This window comes from Acinetobacter sp. Gutcm_16, assembly GCF_028649355.1.
Taxonomy (GTDB): domain Bacteria; phylum Pseudomonadota; class Gammaproteobacteria; order Pseudomonadales; family Moraxellaceae; genus Acinetobacter; species Acinetobacter johnsonii.
Genome location: NZ_JAQSUV010000036.1, coordinates 152,522 through 171,950, shown reverse-complemented (window position 1 = coordinate 171,950; position 19,429 = coordinate 152,522). Strand labels below are relative to the sequence as shown.

Here is a 19,429-nt window from a genome sequence, read left to right as displayed (position 1 = left end):
TATGCCTGAGGTAATGTCTTGGAGAAAATAATGAATCTGCTCATGTGTCCTGTGTGTCGTGAGGCTTTAACTTTAAACGAAAGAACATGGCGCTGTGCGAATTCACATAGTTATGATGTGGCGAAACAAGGCTACGTCAATCTGCATGTCGTTCAACATAAGCACAGCAAAAATCCGGGGGATACGCCTGAGTCGGTACAAGCCCGCCGTGCCTTCTTAAGTGCAGGTCATTACGCGCCTTTACAGCAAGCGGTGATCAATAAGGTACGTGAGTTACGTATTGAAAATTTACTCGATATTGGCTGTGGTGAAGGCTATTACACCGATGCGATGCAGGCTGAAGTGCTGCAATGTGTCGGTGTAGATATTGCAAAAAATGCGGTTCAAGTAGCTGCGAAAATCAATAAAAATATCACGTGGGTGGTGGGTACAGGGGCAACTTTACCGGTGCTAGATCAATCAATTGATCTGTGTAGTAGTTTGTTTAGCCCGATTCCAAAACAAGAGATTTTAAGGGTGCTCAAACCGCAAGGATATTTGTTGGTGGTGACGCCGGCGCCTCAGCATTTATATGCAATGCGTGAGGCTTTGTTCGAAGAGGTGAAGCCGCATGAACCGAGCAAATTTGTAGAGCAGTTGAGTGATGCGTTTGATTTGGTGAGTGATGATGTCGTCGATGCTGAACTTAAGCTTAATCAGCAGGATTTAAAAAACCTGATTGCCATGACCCCTTATGCCTATAAAGCAAAACAAGAGCGCCGTGAAGCTTTAGAGGCTCAAACAGCTTTTGAACTACAGGCACAGTATCAAATTTTACTGTTTCAGAAAAAAGCATAAGTATAAAAAAGCCCGCAGATGCGGGCTTTTATTATTGGACTTGATCAATCAAATGATCGAGCGCATCTGTTTTAGGTTTTGGTTGTTCTTTGGGTGCATGCATGGTGGGTGGGGCGCTGTTCTTTGGAACCAGCGTTTCCTCTTCACCCGGCAAATCATCAAAGTCACGCTCAGGAGCACGTGGAACCACCACCGGTGCAGGGCGATACAACGGTTGCGCCAAAGGTGGGGTTGGGCCTAAGTTGCTCTGAGGTGCTTCTTTCTGATGGCGTTGAATCGGCGCTTTGGCTTTGGCATCGAGTTGAACCCAAGCCGAAGGCGTGCCTTGTAAGGCTTTGGCCATGAAGTCTGTCCATATCGGGAGCGCAGCCACACCGCCGTATTCGCGGCGTCCTAAAGTCGTGGGTTGGTCGAAACCGACCCACGCTACGGTCACCAATTTGCCATTAAAGCCGGCAAACCAAGCATCTTTCGCATCATTGGTGGTTCCTGTTTTTCCGCCCAAGTCATCTCGTCCAATACGTAGCGCAGCACGGCCTGTACCATGTTGAATCACGTCTTTTAAAATATTCGCCATATCATAAGCAGAACTGGATTTTAAAATACGTTGCGCTTGACGATAGTCACTGTTGATCTCAACAGGATTTGTCGATTTTTCAGCAGGGTTCAGCTCTTGGTTGGTGACTTCAATTACTTCATCATCAGGCGTGATGGTGTCAGCAGACTGAGGATTTGATTCTTGTTGAGAGATACAACTGATACATGCATATTCAGGGTTGTTCTGATAAATGACCTTGCCATAGGCATCTTCAATACGATTGATGAAGTGTGGTTGAATACGATAACCGCCATTGGCAAAGGCTGAGTAACCTGTGGCCATTTGAATCGGTAAAACCTGAGGTGTTCCGAGTGCAATGGTGTAGTTGCGCGGAATCTGTTCATCGGTTAAGCCGAAGTCCATGAACAATTGGCGTGTACGTTCAATGCCCACGGTTTGCAGGAGTCGAACTGACACGGTGTTACGCGATAAATAGAGTGCACGACGCAGGGGAATCATACCTAAATAGCGACCATCGGCATTACGTGGTGACCATTTCCCAATGGTGATCGGGCTGTCATTGACCATGCTATATGGTGTCATACCGCGCTCTAAAGCGAGTGCATAGACAAAGGGTTTAATAATCGAACCTGGTTGGCGCCAGCCTTGTGTGGTTCGGTTAAATTTAGATTGATAAAAATTATAACCACCAACCAATGCTTCTACAGCGCCATTGTTTGGGTTAAGTGCAATCAGCTGGCCCTGAACTTTAGGCAGTTGCACCAAAGCCCATGAGGTTTTGTTGTCATTGGGGCGCAGACGTACAATGTCTTTTACTTTAACAATCTGAGATGCTCTTGATGGTGCACCGCCTACCGCATTTGCATTGCGATAAGGACGTGTCCAAGACATGCCAGACCATGGCACGGTTACTGTCGAGCCATCTTGCATTAAGGCATCAAAGCTATTTTGATTCACACGGGTAACTTCGGCAGGGAAGGTATTGGCAAAAGCACTAAAGCTACTTAAGGGTTTGTCATGGGCTTCCGCACCACGCCAACCATGACGACGGTCATAGGCTTCTAAACCATCTTGTACCGCTTGTTCGGCATAGGCTTGGCGTTCGCTGTTGATGGTGGTGTAGACCTTATAACCAGAGTCAATCGCATGCTCGCCGAACTTTTCAATCAGTTCGCTGCGGACCATTTCACCGATATAGGGAAATCGGTTGCTTACCCCGCGGTCAGGCATATCGAGGTTAATTGGTTCAGCAATCCCTTTTTCATATTGGCTTTGGTTGATGTAGCCTAGCTGCAGCATACGACCCAAAATCCAGTTACGACGTTCTAAAGCACGTTCGGGGTTGACCACTGGATTGTATTTAGACGGCGCTTTAGGCAGACCTGCAATCATCGCCATTTGCGCAATGCTGAGTTCGTCTAAGCTTTTGTTATAGTAAATTTTAGCTGCCGCTGCGATACCGTAGGCATTTTTACCCAAGAAAATCTTGTTGACATAGAGGGTTAAGATTTCCTCTTTCGTCAAATTTTGTTCAATTTTTCGTGCCAGAAAAACCTCAGTCAACTTACGTTTTAAGGTACGCTCGGGACTGAGATAATAGTTTTTTGCCACTTGCATGGTGATGGTCGAGCCACCCGTTTGGACGTTTGACCCAGTAATACTTTCACTGACTGCACGTCCTAAACCTTTAAAACTGATACCACTATGCTCAAAAAAAGAAGAATCTTCCGCCGCTAAGAAGGCATGAATAAAACTTCGTGGGATCTGATCGTAATCTACGGGTACAGATAGCTTGCCACCGTATTCCGAAATGAGTTGGTTATCCGCACTATAAACTTGTAAAGGTTTTAGTAATGGCGCCTTTTTTAGAGTTGTCATTTGCGGCAAAGATGGGGCAATATAGAGATACATGCCATAAAAACCCATTGGAATTGAGACCAACATTATAATAATGATCAAAAAAAATGGATGAACACGGCCCGAACAAGATAGCTTTTTCATAACAAGTAAGTTTTAATAAGAGCTAATGGCAAACTAATTAGCGGTCAGTATATCCTGTACACATACGGAATGTTAGATGAGTTATTGTATCCGTATAAAATTATAGACGCGGACTAATTAGTGGGTTACTTTTTTTGGGGATAAAAAAATAATAGGAATGATACTGTGCTCAGGTTATATCGTAAGCCAAGTAAGGGGTTAATAGGAGTAGATATTAGTTCGACTTCTGTTAAGGTATTGGAACTTTCTGTTAAAAACAATCGGTATTGGGTGGGGAGCTATGCACTAGTCCCATTACCAGAAGGAAGTGTGGTCGAAAAAAATATATTGAATCCAGAAGCGGTTGGTGATGCCCTTGAGCGTGCGGTAAATTTGGCCAATGTTCAATCGACAGACGTAGCACTGGCAGTTCCGACGTCCATGGTGATTACTAAAATCATTGAAATGGATGCCGATATGAACGATGACGAACGTGAAATTCAGATTCGTGATGATGCTGAGCAATATATTCCATTCCCATTAGATGAAGCGAGTTTGGACTTTGAAGTCCTTCCAGACCGTTTAGCCAATCCAAATCGTGTCAATGTACTCCTCGTTGCAACCCGCATTGAAAATGTAGAGGCGCGTTCCGAAGCATTGGAATTAGGTGGTTTAACACCTAAGATTGCCGATGTTGAAAGTTTCGCCATTGAAAATGCATTCAAAGTCTTTTCAGATACGCTTCCAATGGGTGTAAACACCGTTGGGATTCTGGACATCGGTCATACCATGACCACCTTATCTGTCATGCAAAACAATAAAGTCATTTATACGCGTGAACAGGTGTTCGGTGGTAAACAACTGACTCAAGAAATTCAAAACCGTTATGGTTTGTCTTTTGAAGAAGCTGGACGTGCCAAAAAAAGCCGTACCTTGCCTGACGACTATGATATTGAAGTACTTGAGCCTTTTCTTGAAGCTGTGGTGCAACAAGCAGCACGCTCTTTGCAGTTCTTCTTTTCGTCCTCTCAATTTAATGAGATCGACCATATTTTATTGGCAGGGGGGAATGCCAATATTCCAGGACTGGCGAAGTTATTACAACAAAAATTAGGTTACCGGGTCACCATTGCCAACCCATTTTTACAGATGGGCTTTTCTCCACAAATCGACATTAAAAAAATTGAAAATGATGCTTCATCACTCATGGTGGCATGTGGATTGGCATTGAGGAGTTTTGATTAATGGCAAAAATAAACCTACTCCCTTGGCGTGATGCGTTAAGAGAGAAACGAAAAAAAGAATTTATTGCCTATTGTGTTGGGGCTGCATTAGTTGGGGTTTTAGCTGTTGCTTTGGCTTGGTTCTTTTACAGTCAAAAACTTGAAGATCAAGAACAAGCCAATCAGTTGGTGGTGAGTACCAATCAAAACTTAGATGTTCAATTAAAGTCGTTGGAAGGTCTGCAAGAGCAGCGCAATGCGATTGTTGAACGGATGAAATTGATCCAAGGTTTGCAAGGTCAACGCCCTGTAGCTGTGCGTTTAGTGGATGAAATGGTACGTGTCACTCCAAGTAATATGTACATTACTAAGTTTGTGCGTACGGGTGATAAATTTACCATTGAAGGGAAAGCGGAAAGCCCGAATACAGTTGCGGAGTTCTTACGCAACCTAGAAGCATCGGCGTGGTATCGCAATGCCTTTATGAATTCATTCTTGGTTGCTGAAGAGAAAAAAGATAAAGCACCAAGTTCCATCGTGCCACGTATTGAAGAAACCTATGGCACCTTTGTGGTCACGGCAGATTTAGATGAGATTGCACAGCCAGTAGCGCCTGATGCGACTACACCTGAAGCAGCAAGTACAGTTAATAATTCAACAGCGGGGGCAGCACAATGAGTCGCGATGAATTTGAAGAATTAACATCAGAAAACCATGCTGTAACCAAGAAAAAAATGACGGTTGATAAGTTTTTTCAACAGTTTAATACCTTAGATCCAAACAATTACGGTAGTTGGCCCTTTTCAGTCAAATTGACTTGTTGGATCTTTATCATTTTAGTAATTGGGGCATTGGGTTATTTTGTCGTGATTAAGCCGAAGCTTGATGCGATTTCAAATGCACATGCACAAGAACAAAATTTACTGAATGAGTTTCGTGAAAAAGATTCAAAATTACGTAATTTGCAGCAATATCAAGCGCAATTGCAAGAAATGGAAGCCAATTTCAATCAGCAGTTAGAACAGTTGCCGAAAGAAACTGAAATTCCTGGTTTGGTTGAAGATATCAACGTGAGTGGCGTAAATTCTGGATTAAAGTTTAAAAATATTCGTTTAGAGCCAGAAATTCGCCAAGAGTTCTTTATCGAACAACCGATTTCCATTGAAGCGACGGGTGATTATCATTCTTTTGGTTCATTTGTCAGTGGAATTGCAGCTTTGCCGCGTATTGTGACCTTGCATGACTTCGATATCTCAGCATCAAGTAACAATGATAAAAAGACGGATATTCCGCAAATTTCATACAGTGTAAAAGCGAAAACCTACCGTTATGTCGGGGCGACGGCTACAACGGATGTTGATGTAAAAGATACAAAAAAAGATAAGAAAGCCAATGCGGGAGGTGCCAAGTAATGAAATATCAAAATCTCATGCTTAGTCTCTGCGTAGGACTATTCCTTGTCGGTTGTGATTCACGTATTGATGCGGTCAATATGCAAATGGCTGAAATTCGTAATCAGCCACCGTTACCGATTGAACCTGCGCCAGATTTCCCACCTGTACCGACTTTTAATTATGCCGCGCATCAATTAAAGAGTCCGTTTATGCCAAGCTCATTAGCAGCTGAACTGAAAATTATGGCTGGAAAGCGTGTTTATCCAAACTTATCTCGCCAATTACAACCTTTGGAAAGTTATGCGATTGAATCGCTTAACATGAAAGGCAGTATGCGCGGGCAAAATGGACAAATTTTGGCGTTGATTCAAACACCTGATGGTGAAATTGAACGCGTGCAGCGTGGTAGTTATTTGGGGATGAATCATGGTCGTGTGATTAATATCACCGCTACACAAATTGATTTGATTGAAATTATTCCGGATGGGCGTGAGGGCTATGTCGAGCGCCCGAGAAGCCTAGTATTAATTGGGCCGGCGCCTTAAAAAAGGAAAAGGAATAAAAATGAAAAATAGTGCTAAAGATTTTATATTTGGGGATGGCAATACGATGAACCATATGTTCCGTCAGTTTTCAATGGGTGCAATTGCAATGGCGGTGATGCAGGCTGCAAGTGCGCAAGTCAGTATTACGAATATTGTGCCGATGCAAATTCCGGGACAGGGAACAGAAATTCGTGTCATGTTCAACGGTTTGCCACCACAGCCGCAAGCCTATCAGTTGGAACAGCCATCACGTTTGGTTTTGGATTTTGATAAAGCACAGCAGAGCTTAAAACAAGGCAGTATTGCGGTGGCAACGGCTGAAGCAAGTACAGTAGATGTAACTTCAGATGCGCAGCGTTCACGTTTAACTGTAAAATTGGCTGATGCCGGTGCATTTACTACACGTGTTGAAGGTAATACCTTTATTCTGAAAATTAACTCAGCGAACCCGGCGCTAGCAACACCTGTTGCTGCGGCGCGTTCAGAGCAAGGCATTTCAAATATTGGATTCCAGCGCGGTTCAGATGGTGAAGGCCAAGTTGTCATTGATTTAAAAGGTAGTAATACCCCTGTCGATGTGAAACAACAAGGCAGTAAAATTGTGGTGCGCGTTTTGGGGAATAAAATTCCTGCCCACTTATCACGCCGTCTCAATGTGAATGATTTCGCCACGCCTGTATCGACCATCGATGCACAAAACGATGGTAGTAATGGCCTGATCACAATTCAATCGAATGGCAGTTTTGAATATATGGCTTATCAGGCAGAAGATAAGCTCACCATTAGTTTAAAGCGTCCTGAAGATAAAAATCCAATGAAACCTAAAGCACCAAGTGCTTATACGGGCAAAAAGATTTCTTTAGATTTTCAAGATATTGAAGTGCGACGTGTATTACAGCTCTTAGCTGATTTTACAGGCATTAACATGGTGGCTTCGGACACAGTACAAGGCAATATTACCTTGCGCCTTAAAGATGTTCCGTGGGATCAAGCACTTGATATTATTATGAAAACCAAGAACTTGGATAAGCGACGAAATGGTAATGTGATTTGGATTGCTCCTGTAGCTGAACTGATCAAATCTGAGGAAGATGAAGCCAAAGCCATCGCACAAAGCATTAAACTTGCTCCGATTCAAACTGATTACATTCAATTGAGTTATGCAAAATCGGCGGATGTGTTGAAATTGTTAGAAGACTCTCGTGACAGTAAAGGGAGTGAGTCGAATCGTACAGCGGGTTCAGAGTCATTGGCTTTAGAAAGCTTATTAAGTGCTCGTGGTAGTGCGGTTTCTGATTCGCGTACCAATACGCTAATTATTAATGATACGCAGCAAAATATTGACAAGATTCGTCGCATGATTGACTTGTTGGATGTCGCAGTGAAACAGGTGATGGTCGAAGCACGTATTGTCACAGCATCAACAGACTTTTCTCGTGAATTGGGGATTAAGTGGAGTGCGAAGAAGCTGGGCAATAGCCCAGTGTGGGGCGGGGATTTCCAGCCAAGTTTTGATTTGGGTGTGGATTTAGCAACAAACACTGCTGGTACGTTTAACTTTGGTTTATTGAAAATTTCAGACTATATGTTGAATCTTGAGTTAAGCGCGCTTCAAGCGGATGGTCATGGTGAAGTGTTATCGGCGCCTAAAGTACTTACTGGCGATAAACAGAAAGCCTATATCTTGCGTGGTACAGAGATTCCTTATCAAACATGGAGTGCGACGGAAGGTTTAAAAACTGAGTTTCGCGCGGCTAACTTAAAGTTAGAAGTGACGCCAAGTATTACTCCAGATGGTAAAGTTCAAATGGCGCTCATGGTTGAAAAAGACTCGATTGGTGATATCACCAATGATGGTCTTGCGATAGATACCAGTGAATTACAAACCAATGTGTTGGTAGACGATGGTGAAACCGTCGTGCTTGGTGGTATTTTTGATGATACGAAACGTAATGACTATCAAAAAGTACCATTCTTAGGAGATTTGCCTGTGGTGGGTAACTTATTTAAGAATAATGTCAAAACGACGATACAAACGGAGTTATTGATTTTTGTGACACCACGAATTGTTAATGACAGTGTTTCAAGAAATCATTAATATATTTTCAATTTGAACAAATCTAAAAGGTGACTCCTTGCCAAGCAAAGAGTTTGAAACCCTACCAAATATTTATTTGGTAGGGCCTATGGGGGCTGGAAAAACAACGGTAGGACGACATTTAGCTGAACTGTTAGGGCGCGAGTTTCTTGATAGTGATCATGAGATTGAGCGTAAAACAGGGGCAACGATTCCATGGATCTTTGAAAAAGAGGGTGAGCTTGGGTTTCGTAGTCGTGAAACGGTTGTAATTGATGAGTTAACCTCTCGACCCAACTTGGTCTTGGCCACAGGTGGTGGGGCGGTGACTCAGGCTCCAAATCGCGCATTTCTCAAACAACGGGGTATCGTTGTTTATCTTTATACTCCTGTAGAGATTCAACTACAGCGAACTTATCGTGATAAAAATCGCCCACTGCTTCAAGTGGAGAATCCTGAACAAAAGTTAACTGACTTACTCAGCGTTCGAGATCCTTTATATCGTGAAGTTGCCCATTATATTATCGAGACCAATCAAGGGGCTGCACGTGATCTTGCGCAGCGTATCTTAAGCTTGATTCTTGTAAAGTAGTTTTGATTCAGTTTTGAAGTGATTTGATCCATGCAAACCTTATATGTTGAACTTGGCGAACGCCGTTACCCGATCTTTATTGGTAGTGATTTAGATCCAAAAGCTTTACTTGAGCCGTATATTCATGGGCGCCAAGTGATGATTGTGAGTAATGAAACGGTCGCACCTTTGTATTTAGCGCGTTACGTGGTAGCAATTGAAGCGTTGGGAAAAACAGTTGCAACGTGTATTTTGCCCGATGGTGAAAAATATAAGAATATTGAGCACCTCAACCTGATTTTTGATGCCTTGTTAGCGTCAGGATTCAACCGTGATTGTACAGTTTTAGCTTTAGGTGGTGGTGTGATTGGTGATATGGCAGGCTTTGCTTCGGCATGTTTCCAGCGTGGAGTCTATTTTATTCAGGTGCCAACCACACTTCTTTCACAGGTTGATTCGAGTGTCGGTGGTAAAACAGGGATTAACCATCCGCTGGGTAAAAATATGATCGGGGCATTTCAGCAACCGCAAGTGGTCTTGGCGGATATGTCTCAACTTAAAACGCTGCCACCACGTGAGTTATCTGCAGGTTTGGCAGAAGTCATTAAGTACGCACTCTTGGGTGATACTGACTTTCTCGCTTGGTTGGAGCAACATATAGATGATTTGGTGCAGGGTGATGAAGCTGCACTGGCTGAAGCTGTGTATCGTTCTTGTGCCCATAAAGCGCGTATTGTTGCTAATGATGAAAAAGAACAAGGTGAGCGTGCCTTATTGAATCTTGGGCATACCTTTGGACATGCGATTGAATCTTATCTAGGCTATGGTGAATGGCTCCATGGAGAAGCTGTGGCAACAGGTATGGTGATGGCAGCAGATTTATCGCAGCGTATGGGGTGGATCAGTGCAGAAGATTTGGCGCGTACAAAAAATATCATTCAACGCGCGAATTTGCCGATAGTATGTCCACAGATTCCCCTCGATGACTTTTTGGCGTATATGGCGCATGATAAAAAAGTCTTGAACGGGCAGCTGCGTTTGGTTTTGATGCAAGCGGTAGGGCAGGCCATCATTACCAAAACATTTGATGTAGAATTGATGAAACAGGCGATTTTAGCCAACCAAGAACAGGCATAACTTTATTATGGCAACAACCCTTCGAACCCAGTGGCAGACAAAGCAAAATTATATTTGGCTTGCATTTGGAGGGGTATGCTTGTTTGGCGCCTTAGTCTTTTGGGCCATTACAGATCAAGAGACTGTCGTTGAAGTTGAAAAAAAGGCTGAATCTGAAGTTGAGTTACAAATTCAGCCAGAAAAAGTCGCAACAACCGCACATTTAGGCTCATTCCTCGATGAAGTAAAACCTTTGGATATGACGACACGTGTTGTAGCAATCGCGCAGCATGAAGCTGAATTTCGTGGGACCAAATTTATTCAGGAAAATAAAAAGAACAGTACAGTTGAACTGTTTAGAGTCTCAGAAGAAGCGATTATTAAGCGCTTTTTGCAAAGGCAATCTGATCGTCAAGCTTTTAACTACTTGAGACTGACGGGTGAAAACCAAATTGAGCAATATGTGCTGATCTATGGTGTGTATAAAAATACCAATGAGGCGCAAAAGGCATTGGCGGATTTAAAACTGACGTTGCCGAAGTCGGTGCAACCCAAAGTTGAAAAAATTGAAAGTTATGCTGAATATGTCAATGACCTCGGTTCTGATGAACTTGGACTTAGCAATAAGCTCTATGCCGTGCAGTTGAAACCAGCCGCTGTGCCTGTGATTGATGAAGCCACTCTTGCTGCGCGTCAACAAGCGGCACGTGCAGCAGTTGCACAAAATAAACAATCGACAACATCGACGACAGTTACTCGTCGTGATGCGGATGGAAATGTGGTTGATGTACAAAAGTCACAAACAACCGTAGAGAATGCGCCACAAAATAAAACAAATGAACCTGAAGTGACCGATCCATTTAATTAAAATTGGTTCATTATGGCGCACCAAAAAAAGTAAATTTCATATACGCACAAATATAGTGCAATAAATTGATTGTCTTCGAACTAAATTTTTACCTAAAAAACACAAACCTAATAAAACTAAAGTGTTTAACACACAAAATAAATAATTGGCATAAAACTTGCTTTAATGGTGCATGAATTGAGTTGATGTCACTGTTTTGGCGCAAAAAAGATTCGATTTATGAGCGAAATAGTAGCGGCCAAGTGCCTTAAATAAGTGCGTGACTGCTGCATACATTTTTTCAATTAAGACATGCATAAAGACGAAAATCAGTCTATCTTGGGTGTGAAGAAAAAATGCTGTACTTCAATCAGAATCTGAATATGAGTCAATTGAACGAATCGGCAAGAAGTAATTAGATTGTTAGACGCCCGACAGGGCCTGTAGAAAGAAGGGTACGCTATGCACATGCCATCGCCTAATACTGTAGCTCCCGCTCAAGGTTTATACCAACCGGATGAGTTTAAAGATAACTGTGGTTTTGGTTTAATCGCCCATATGCAGGGTGATGCAAGCCATGATCTTGTCAAGACTGCTATGCACAGTCTGAGCTGTATGACCCACCGCGGTGGTATTGCTGCAGATGGTAAGACAGGGGATGGTTGCGGTTTACTCTTAGCAATGCCAAAACAGTTTTTCCGCGAAGAAGCGAAAAAACTCAGTGATATTACACTCAGTGAAGTTTTTGCTGTCGGTACGGTGTTTTTAAGCCTCGATCCAGCAATTGCAGCACATGCAAAACAAATTCTAAGCAAAGAAATTGAATCTGAAGGTTGCCGAGTATTGGCGTGGCGTGTGGTCCCGACCAATAACGATGCTTTGGGTTCGATTGCAATGCAGTCACTTCCTGCATTTGAGCAAATTATTGTGAACTGCCCAATGGGTGTGTCTGAAGTTGAGTTTAACCGTAAACTCTTCTTGGCACGCCGCCGTGCAGAACAGCAGCTTACTAATGACGCTTCATTTTATGTAACTACATTATGTTCAACAGTGATTAGCTATAAAGGCTTGATGATGCCTGAAGCGATTGCTGATTTTTACACAGACTTGGCAGACCCACGTCTTGAGTCACATATTGTGGTGTTCCACCAACGTTTCTCGACCAATACTTTGCCGCGTTGGCCTTTGGCTCAGCCATTCCGTTATCTTGCACACAATGGTGAAATTAATACCATTACTGCGAACCGTAACTGGGCGATGGCGCGTACGCCAAAGTTTGAAAACCCATTATTGCCTGGTTTAACTGAGCTTAACCCAATCGTGAACCGTACTGGCTCGGATTCTTCAAGCTTAGATAACATGCTTGAAATTCTTGTGGGCGGCGGTATGGACTTGTTCCGTGCATTGCGTATGTTGGTTCCGCCAGCATGGCAGAACGTGGAAACGTTAGATGCTGATTTACGTGCATTCTATGAGTTTAACTCGAAGCATATGGAAGCGTGGGATGGTCCTGCTGGTCTCGTGATTCAAGATGGTCGTCATGCGATTTGTATGTTGGACCGTAATGGTTTGCGTCCAGCTCGTTGGGTGATTACCAAAAATGGTTACATCACATTGGCATCTGAAATTGGTGTATGGGGCTACGAGCCTGAAGACGTGATTTCTAAAGGTCGTGTCGGACCAGGTCAAATTCTAGTGATCGATACTTTCACAGGTAAAATGCTTGACACTAAAGATGTCAGCACGCATTTGAAAAAAATGCGTCCTTATCGTGAATGGTTACGTGAAAACTCAGTTCGTGTACAAGGTAGTCCAGAGCTTGAAGAGTATTTATGTGATCAAGGCTTAAAAGGCGATGACCTGAAAGCATCACAAAAAATGTTTATGGTGACCTTTGAAGAGCGTGACCAATTACTTCGTCCAATCGCTGAAAGTGGTCAGGAAGCAGTGGGTTCAATGGGTGATGATACGCCAATGGCGGTTTTGTCTCGCCAAGTGCGTCATGTATCGGATTACTTCCGTCAACAGTTTGCTCAGGTCACCAACCCACCAATCGACCCATTACGTGAATCGATTGTGATGTCATTGGAAACGTGTTTAGGTCGTGAGCAAAACGTTTTTGAACAAAGCCCTGAGCATGCGGATCGTTTGATTATTTCAAGCCCAGTGTTGTCAAATTCGAAAATGCATCAAATCCGTACGTTGGGTCGTAAGGGTTATGAAATTGCAGATATCGATTTAAATTATGTGGAAGATGAAGGTCTAGAAGCTGCAATTGCACGTATCTGTGAAGAAGCAGCGCAAGCGATTCGCGACGGCAAAACCTTATTGGTGTTGTCTGATAAGAAAATTCGTCAAGGTTTCTTGCCTGCCAATGCACTGATGGCAACTGGTGCAGTGCATCACTATTTAATCAATGTCGGTTTGCGTACGGATGCCAATATTATTGTTGAAACAGCCTTGGCGCGTGATCCGCATCAATTTGCGGTTATTTTAGGCTTTGGTGCAACTGCGATTTATCCATACTTGGCTTATGACGTGATCAATGACTTGGTTGCAAAAGGCGAGCTATTGGGTGACCCAATCCAAGCGCAAGTGAATTTCCGTAAAGGCATTGAAAAAGGCTTGTTAAAAGTCCTTTCAAAAATGGGGATTTCAACGGTGGCCTCTTACCGTGGTGGTCAGTTGTTTGAAGCGGTGGGTCTGTCTGAAGAAGTGGTTTCAAAATGCTTCACGGGTGTGCCAAGCCGTATCAAAGGTGCAACCTTTGTTGACCTTGAAAATGACCAAAAGAAATTGGCCGATACCGCATGGAAAACACGTAAACCAATCGATCAAGGTGGTTTGCTAAAATTTGTCTTCGACAAGGAATACCATGCATTCAACCCAGACGTGATCAATGCTTTGCATAAATCAGTGCGTTCTGGTCAATATACAGACTTTAAAGAATATGCTGAGCTGGTGAATAACCGTCCAGTGGCAACAATTCGCGACCTATTAAAGTTAAAAACAGACAACTCGATTGCTCTAGATCAAGTGGAGTCTGTAGAAGCGATTTTACCGCGCTTCGACTCTGCAGGCATGTCATTAGGTGCATTGTCTCCTGAAGCGCATGAGGCGATTGCGATTGCGATGAATACCATTGGTGGCCGTTCAAACTCGGGTGAGGGCGGTGAAGATCCAGCGCGTTATGGCACCATTCGTAACTCGAAAATCAAACAGATTGCATCAGGTCGTTTCGGTGTAACACCTGCGTATTTAACCTCTGCTGAAGTCTTGCAGATTAAAGTGGCGCAAGGGGCTAAACCGGGTGAAGGTGGTCAATTACCAGGTGGTAAAGTGAATGGCTTAATTGCACGTTTACGTTATTCAGTACCGGGTGTGACCTTAATTTCTCCACCACCGCACCATGACATTTACTCGATTGAAGATTTATCACAATTGATTTTTGACTTAAAACAAGTCAATCCTCAGGCGATGGTTTCAGTGAAACTGGTGTCTGAGCCGGGTGTAGGAACGATTGCTGCAGGTGTGGCAAAAGCCTATGCTGACTTCATTACCATTTCAGGTTATGACGGTGGTACAGCAGCCTCTCCATTGTCTTCAATTCACCATGCAGGTTCGCCTTGGGAGTTGGGTCTTTCTGAAGCGCATCAAGCACTTCGCGTCAATGACTTGCGCGGTAAAGTTCGTGTTCAAACCGACGGCGGTTTGAAAACAGGTCTAGATGTGGTGAAAGCAGCCATTTTAGGTGCAGAAAGCTTTGGCTTTGGTTCTACGCCAATGATTGCTTTAGGTTGTAAATACCTGCGTATTTGTCACTTGAATAACTGTGCAACGGGTGTTGCAACTCAACAAGATCATTTACGCCAAGAACATTATATTGGCGAGCCACAAATGCTCATCAACTTCTTCACCTTCATTGCTGAAGAAACACGTGAGTGGCTGGCAGCGTTGGGTGTTTCAAGCCTTAAAGACTTGATTGGTCGTACGGATTTGCTTGAAATGCTTCCAGGTGAAACGGAGAAACATGCGCACCTTGATTTGAGCGCATTACTGGAGTCACATCCTTCTGCGCAAGGTAAGGCGCAGTACTGTGAAGTTGAAGGTAACGCACCGTTTGATAAAGGCTTGCTTGCTGAGAAAATGGTGGCAGAAATGCTACCAGCAATTGAAGCTGGGACCACAGGTGAATATCACTTCACCATTGGTAACTGTGACCGTTCAATTGGTGCACGTATTTCAGGTGAGATTGCGCGTCGTTATGGCAACCTCAGCATGGAAGCGCACCCAGTGAAGATGAACTTGGTAGGTACTGCGGGTCAATCCCTCGGTGTTTGGAACGCAGGTGGTTTGCACATTCGATTAGAAGGTGATGCGAACGACTACGTGGGTAAAGGCATGGCAGGTGGTCGTGTGTCGATCTTCCCGCCAAAAGGTTCGCCTTTCCAAACTCAAGAAACGGCAATCATTGGTAACACTTGCTTATACGGTGCAACGGGCGGTAAATTGTTCGCGGCAGGTACAGCAGGTGAGCGTTTTGCAGTACGTAACTCGGGTGCTTTCGCTGTAATTGAAGGTGCAGGCGATCACTGTTGTGAATATATGACAGGTGGTATCGTGACTGTACTTGGTAAAGTGGGGCATAACTTCGGTGCAGGTATGACAGGTGGTTTTGCTTACGTTCTTGACCTTGATAATGACTTCGTTGATCATTACAACCACGAGCTGATTGAGCTGAATCGTATTTCGACTGAATCGATGGAAGAACATAAAGAGTTCTTAAGCCGTATTTTAGATGAACACATTGCTGAGACTGGTAGTGCTTGGGCGTACAAGATCCGTAACGAGTTTGATTTCTACAGTCGTAAATTCTGGTTGGTGAAACCGAAAGCTGCCAATTTACAGACTTTGTTGAAAACCACTCAAGCTGATCCACAATAATTCCACTACTGCTGATACATAGGCAGGTGCAGACGATAGATAAACGGGCTGCACCTACCCACGGAGAGAGACATGGCAGAGCGCCTAAACAATGACTTTCAATTTCTGGATGTAGCACGCCAAGATCCAGAGAAAAAAGAGATTCAGGTCCGCAAAGCAGAGTTTGTGGAAATTTATAAACCTTTTACAGCGGAAGTGGCAGCAAATCAGACCCACCGTTGTTTAGGGTGTGGTAACCCATATTGTGAATGGAAATGTCCAGTACATAACTACATTCCAAACTGGTTAAAATTGATCGCTGAAGGTCGTATTTTCCAAGCAGCAGAATTGTGCCACCAAACCAACACGCTACCTGAAGTATGTGGTCGTGTTTGTCCGCAAGACCGTTTATGTGAAGGGGCTTGTACCTTAAACGATGGTTTTGGTGCAGTGACGATTGGTAACGCTGAAAAATACATCAATGACACCGCCTTTGCACTGGGCTGGCGTCCAGATATGTCTTCAGTAAAGTGGACAGATAAAAAAGTCGCGATCATTGGTGCAGGCCCTGCGGGTCTAGGCTGTGCTGATATTTTGGTGCGTAGCGGGGTTAAACCTGTTGTATTCGACAAACGCCCTGAAATCGGTGGTCTACTGACCTTTGGTATTCCAGAATTTAAAATGGAAAAAGATGTGATGAAGCGTCGCCGTGAAATCTTTACGGGTATGGGTGTGGAATTTCGTTTAAATACTGAAATTGGGACAGATGTCACCATCGATCAACTGCTTGCAGAATACGATGCGGTGTTCATGGGTATGGGTACTTATACCTATATGAAAGGCGGCTTTGCAGGTGAAGACCTTAATGGTGTCTATGATGCATTGGATTTCTTGATTGCCAATGTCAACCGTACTCAAGGTTGGGAAAAAGACCCAAGCGAGTACATTAGTGTTGAAGGTAAAAAGGTGATTGTTCTTGGCGGTGGTGACACAGCAATGGACTGTAACCGTACCTCTATTCGTCAGGGTGCGGAAGTGGTGAGCTGTGCATACCGTCGTGACGAAGAAAATATGCCAGGTTCACGTCGTGAAGTGCAAAATGCCAAAGAAGAAGGTGTCAACTTCTTGTTTAACCGTCAACCGATTGAAATCGTCGGTGAAAATGGCAAAGTCACGGGTGTGAAAGTGGTTACAACTCAACTTGGTGAGCCTGATAGCCGTGGTCGTCGCAGCCCAGAACCAATTCCGGGTTCAGAAGAAATTTTACCTGCAGATGCAGTGTTATTGGCATTTGGTTTCCGTACCAGCCCTGCGGATTGGTTTACAAATGTGAATATTAACCTTGATGGTTCAGGTCGTGTGGTTGCAGCTGAACAGCAAACCTATAAATTCCAAACCTCAAATCCGAAAATCTTTGCGGGTGGTGATATGGTTCGTGGTTCAGACCTTGTTGTCACAGCGATTTGGGAAGGCCGTCAAGCGGCTGAAGGTATTTTGGATTATTTAGACATTTAATCTAAATCGTTCAACAAAAAAACCCGCTTCGGCGGGTTTTTTTATGATCACTATTTGCCTGAGATGATATGAAAGAGGTGGATCGGGATAAATCGAAAAAGATCTGGTGGAGAGTCTGATAAAAATGGACGAATTTGCAAATGCACTAAGCATTTTTGCCATATGTGAATGGCCTCTAAATTCAGATACTGAAGATCGCTCGGTTAAATGTTAGGAAATGGACATGACTCAAGTGACGACAGAAAAACTATATCAACATCGTCCAAAAGCTCAGGGTATTACGATTCGACGTTTGCAATTTAACCCCAAAGCCATTCGCCGGCATTATTTTGCCAATTCACCGGTCATGTCGCATTTACTGACGGCATTGTCTTCGACTTTTCCCATCGGTGAGCAGTTCTTTGTGCATAGTGTGCGCAATGTACGTGACCAAGTGAAGGATGACAATCTTCAAGCGCAGATTGCGGCATTTATTGGTCAAGAGGCGATGCATTCTCAAGCACACACGGCATTTAATGCTGCATGGCGCCGTGATGATTATAATCTCGACCGTTTTCAGGCATGGTTGGCGCGTAAAGATGATTATGTGAAAAATCTGCATCCTAAAATTCAGCTCGCAATCACCTGCGCTTTTGAGCATTTTACGGCACTGCTAGGCGGCTATATTTTAAGGCATCCTGAGGTATTGAGTACCTTGGATGATGATGCGGTTAAACTCTGGGTGTGGCATGCCATTGAAGAAATTGAGCATCGTGCGGTTGCCTTTGATGTTTATCAAGATGTGTATGGTGATGACAAGATTCGCCGTTTAATTATGCGCAGTGTAACGACAGGTTTCGCCAGTTTAACTTTTTACTCGGCCAGTCGATTATTTTTACAAGACCACAAAAATAGTATACCTAAATTGGGCGGGAATCTCTTTGGATTGTATTTGCTGGCGAAGATGTTTGTGCAATTGCTGCCTGAATATCTGTCTTACTACAAAACCAACTTTCATCCCTCAGATATTGATTACACCCAGTTGTTGAAATACTGGAAAACCCGTTTGGCAGAAGACTATCAACTCGAAGGTTTTCAGCAGGAGTTGCACGCGGCTATTTAGTTTAAGTATAAAAATAAATAATCAAAACCGAGTGAAGTTCACTCGGTTTTTTCATTTTTAGCTACTTTAACTAAAAGCAACAAAAGGATAATCAAATGTGTTTACAATCAGGTTATTGCAATAAATACAAAAGAAAGAGGATAGCTGAATGAATTTTATGAAAAAAACTGCTGTCGTTGTTACCCTTGCGAGCACGTTAACGCTATCGGGCTGTGGTTATAATACCTTACAGGTTAAAGATGAGGCGGTTACAGCTGCGTGGTCGGAAGTACAAAACCAATATCAACGCCGCGCAGATTTGGTGCCGAATTTGGTGAATGTGGTGAAGGGGTATGCCAAACATGAAGAGCAAGTTCTAACCGAAGTTACGCAGGCTCGTGCCAATGTGGCAGGTTTAAAAGTCGATAAAGAAGTATTAGAAGACCCTGCATTATTCCAAAAATATCAAGAAGCGCAGGCACAAATGACGGGTGCATTGTCGCGTTTAATTGCGGTCTCAGAAAACTATCCAGATTTAAAAGCCAATGAGCAATTCCGTGATTTGCAGGTTCAGCTCGAAGGTACCGAAAACCGTATTGCTGTGGCGCGTAATCGCTATATTACTACGGTGCAAGACTTTAACTCCTATTCACGCCAGTTCCCACAAGTCATGACTGCCAAGGTGATTGGGATGGATACTAAACCGAACTTTAGTGCAGAGCAAAGTGCGCAAAAGGCGCCAACGGTGTCATTTAACTAGC

At 43.6% G+C, this 19,429-nt stretch carries 14 protein-coding genes; 13 read left to right on the top strand and 1 reads right to left on the bottom strand.

From position 1 onward, the window contains the following. The first annotated feature begins 30 nt into the window (after positions 1-30). On the top strand, positions 31-837 hold the full coding sequence (locus PTT44_RS14425) for a putative RNA methyltransferase (protein ID WP_168158671.1): 807 nt from the start codon (positions 31-33) through the stop codon (positions 835-837). 31 nt (positions 838-868) lie between these two features. Here PTT44_RS14425 and ponA read toward each other — a convergent pair whose 3' ends face one another. After that, positions 869-3,397 (bottom strand): penicillin-binding protein PBP1a, encoded by a 2,529-nt coding sequence (ponA, locus tag PTT44_RS14420; protein WP_168158670.1) that lies wholly within the window; start codon positions 3,395-3,397, stop codon positions 869-871. 165 nt (positions 3,398-3,562) lie between these two features. Here ponA and PTT44_RS14415 point away from each other — a divergent pair, with 165 nt between their 5' ends. The 12 genes from PTT44_RS14415 to PTT44_RS14360 all read left to right on the top strand — a co-directional run bounded on the left by PTT44_RS14415 (position 3,563) and on the right by PTT44_RS14360 (position 19,428). Beyond that, the gene (locus PTT44_RS14415; RefSeq protein WP_168158669.1) at positions 3,563-4,621 is read left to right on the top strand and encodes a pilus assembly protein PilM; all 1,059 of its coding nucleotides are present in this window, start codon (positions 3,563-3,565) and stop codon (positions 4,619-4,621) included. Beyond that, positions 4,621-5,277 (top strand): PilN domain-containing protein, encoded by a 657-nt coding sequence (locus tag PTT44_RS14410; RefSeq protein ID WP_168158668.1) that lies wholly within the window; start codon positions 4,621-4,623, stop codon positions 5,275-5,277. The genes PTT44_RS14415 and PTT44_RS14410 overlap by 1 nt, the downstream gene beginning before the upstream one ends. Then, positions 5,274-6,011: a type 4a pilus biogenesis protein PilO gene (locus PTT44_RS14405; RefSeq protein ID WP_168158667.1), complete on the top strand. Its 738-nt coding sequence runs from the start codon at positions 5,274-5,276 to the stop codon at positions 6,009-6,011. The genes PTT44_RS14410 and PTT44_RS14405 overlap by 4 nt, the downstream gene beginning before the upstream one ends. Then, positions 6,011-6,538 (top strand): pilus assembly protein PilP, encoded by a 528-nt coding sequence (locus PTT44_RS14400; RefSeq protein ID WP_094148569.1) that lies wholly within the window; start codon positions 6,011-6,013, stop codon positions 6,536-6,538. The genes PTT44_RS14405 and PTT44_RS14400 overlap by 1 nt, the downstream gene beginning before the upstream one ends. Before the next feature lie 19 nt (positions 6,539-6,557). Next, positions 6,558-8,636, top strand: coding sequence for a type IV pilus secretin PilQ family protein (gene pilQ / locus PTT44_RS14395; RefSeq protein WP_273795678.1), 2,079 nt, complete (start codon positions 6,558-6,560; stop codon positions 8,634-8,636). A 37-nt stretch (positions 8,637-8,673) separates the two neighbouring features. Continuing rightward, positions 8,674-9,207, top strand: a complete 534-nt coding sequence (gene aroK / locus PTT44_RS14390) for a shikimate kinase AroK (RefSeq protein WP_168158665.1) — start codon at positions 8,674-8,676, stop codon at positions 9,205-9,207. A gap of 30 nt (positions 9,208-9,237) precedes the next feature. Next, positions 9,238-10,323 (top strand): 3-dehydroquinate synthase, encoded by a 1,086-nt coding sequence (aroB, locus tag PTT44_RS14385; RefSeq protein WP_168158664.1) that lies wholly within the window; start codon positions 9,238-9,240, stop codon positions 10,321-10,323. Positions 10,324-10,330: 7 nt separating this feature from the next. After that, entirely contained in the window at positions 10,331-11,170 is an 840-nt protein-coding gene (locus tag PTT44_RS14380) for a hypothetical protein (protein ID WP_168158663.1), read from the top strand. A 447-nt stretch (positions 11,171-11,617) separates the two neighbouring features. Beyond that, positions 11,618-16,093 (top strand): glutamate synthase large subunit, encoded by a 4,476-nt coding sequence (gene gltB, locus PTT44_RS14375; protein WP_171527518.1) that lies wholly within the window; start codon positions 11,618-11,620, stop codon positions 16,091-16,093. 72 nt (positions 16,094-16,165) lie between these two features. Continuing rightward, a complete protein-coding gene (locus PTT44_RS14370) occupies positions 16,166-17,587 on the top strand; it encodes an FAD-dependent oxidoreductase (protein ID WP_151835964.1) in 1,422 nt (473 codons plus the stop codon). 223 nt (positions 17,588-17,810) lie between these two features. Continuing rightward, entirely contained in the window at positions 17,811-18,689 is an 879-nt protein-coding gene (locus tag PTT44_RS14365) for a metal-dependent hydrolase (RefSeq protein WP_168158661.1), read from the top strand. Positions 18,690-18,837: 148 nt separating this feature from the next. Continuing rightward, positions 18,838-19,428 carry a LemA family protein gene (locus PTT44_RS14360; protein WP_004978062.1) on the top strand — a complete coding sequence of 197 codons (591 nt, stop codon included), beginning with the start codon at positions 18,838-18,840 and terminating at the stop codon, positions 19,426-19,428. Position 19,429 lies beyond the last annotated feature (1 nt).

What these genes read in the sequence shown, in the direction of transcription:
- PTT44_RS14365 (WP_168158661.1), top strand. Translation starts at nt 17,811, where the DNA reads ATGACTCAAGTGACGACAGAAAAACTATATCAACATCGTCCAAAAGCT.
- PTT44_RS14425 (WP_168158671.1), top strand. Translation starts at nt 31, where the DNA reads ATGAATCTGCTCATGTGTCCTGTGTGTCGTGAGGCTTTAACTTTAAAC.
- PTT44_RS14400 (WP_094148569.1), top strand. Translation starts at nt 6,011, where the DNA reads ATGAAATATCAAAATCTCATGCTTAGTCTCTGCGTAGGACTATTCCTT.
- PTT44_RS14410 (WP_168158668.1), top strand. Translation starts at nt 4,621, where the DNA reads ATGGCAAAAATAAACCTACTCCCTTGGCGTGATGCGTTAAGAGAGAAA.
- ponA (WP_168158670.1), bottom strand. Translation starts at nt 3,397, where the DNA reads ATGAAAAAGCTATCTTGTTCGGGCCGTGTTCATCCATTTTTTTTGATC.
- PTT44_RS14405 (WP_168158667.1), top strand. Translation starts at nt 5,274, where the DNA reads ATGAGTCGCGATGAATTTGAAGAATTAACATCAGAAAACCATGCTGTA.
- gltB (WP_171527518.1), top strand. Translation starts at nt 11,618, where the DNA reads ATGCCATCGCCTAATACTGTAGCTCCCGCTCAAGGTTTATACCAACCG.
- aroB (WP_168158664.1), top strand. Translation starts at nt 9,238, where the DNA reads ATGCAAACCTTATATGTTGAACTTGGCGAACGCCGTTACCCGATCTTT.
- PTT44_RS14380 (WP_168158663.1), top strand. Translation starts at nt 10,331, where the DNA reads ATGGCAACAACCCTTCGAACCCAGTGGCAGACAAAGCAAAATTATATT.
- PTT44_RS14370 (WP_151835964.1), top strand. Translation starts at nt 16,166, where the DNA reads ATGGCAGAGCGCCTAAACAATGACTTTCAATTTCTGGATGTAGCACGC.
- pilQ (WP_273795678.1), top strand. Translation starts at nt 6,558, where the DNA reads ATGAAAAATAGTGCTAAAGATTTTATATTTGGGGATGGCAATACGATG.
- PTT44_RS14360 (WP_004978062.1), top strand. Translation starts at nt 18,838, where the DNA reads ATGAATTTTATGAAAAAAACTGCTGTCGTTGTTACCCTTGCGAGCACG.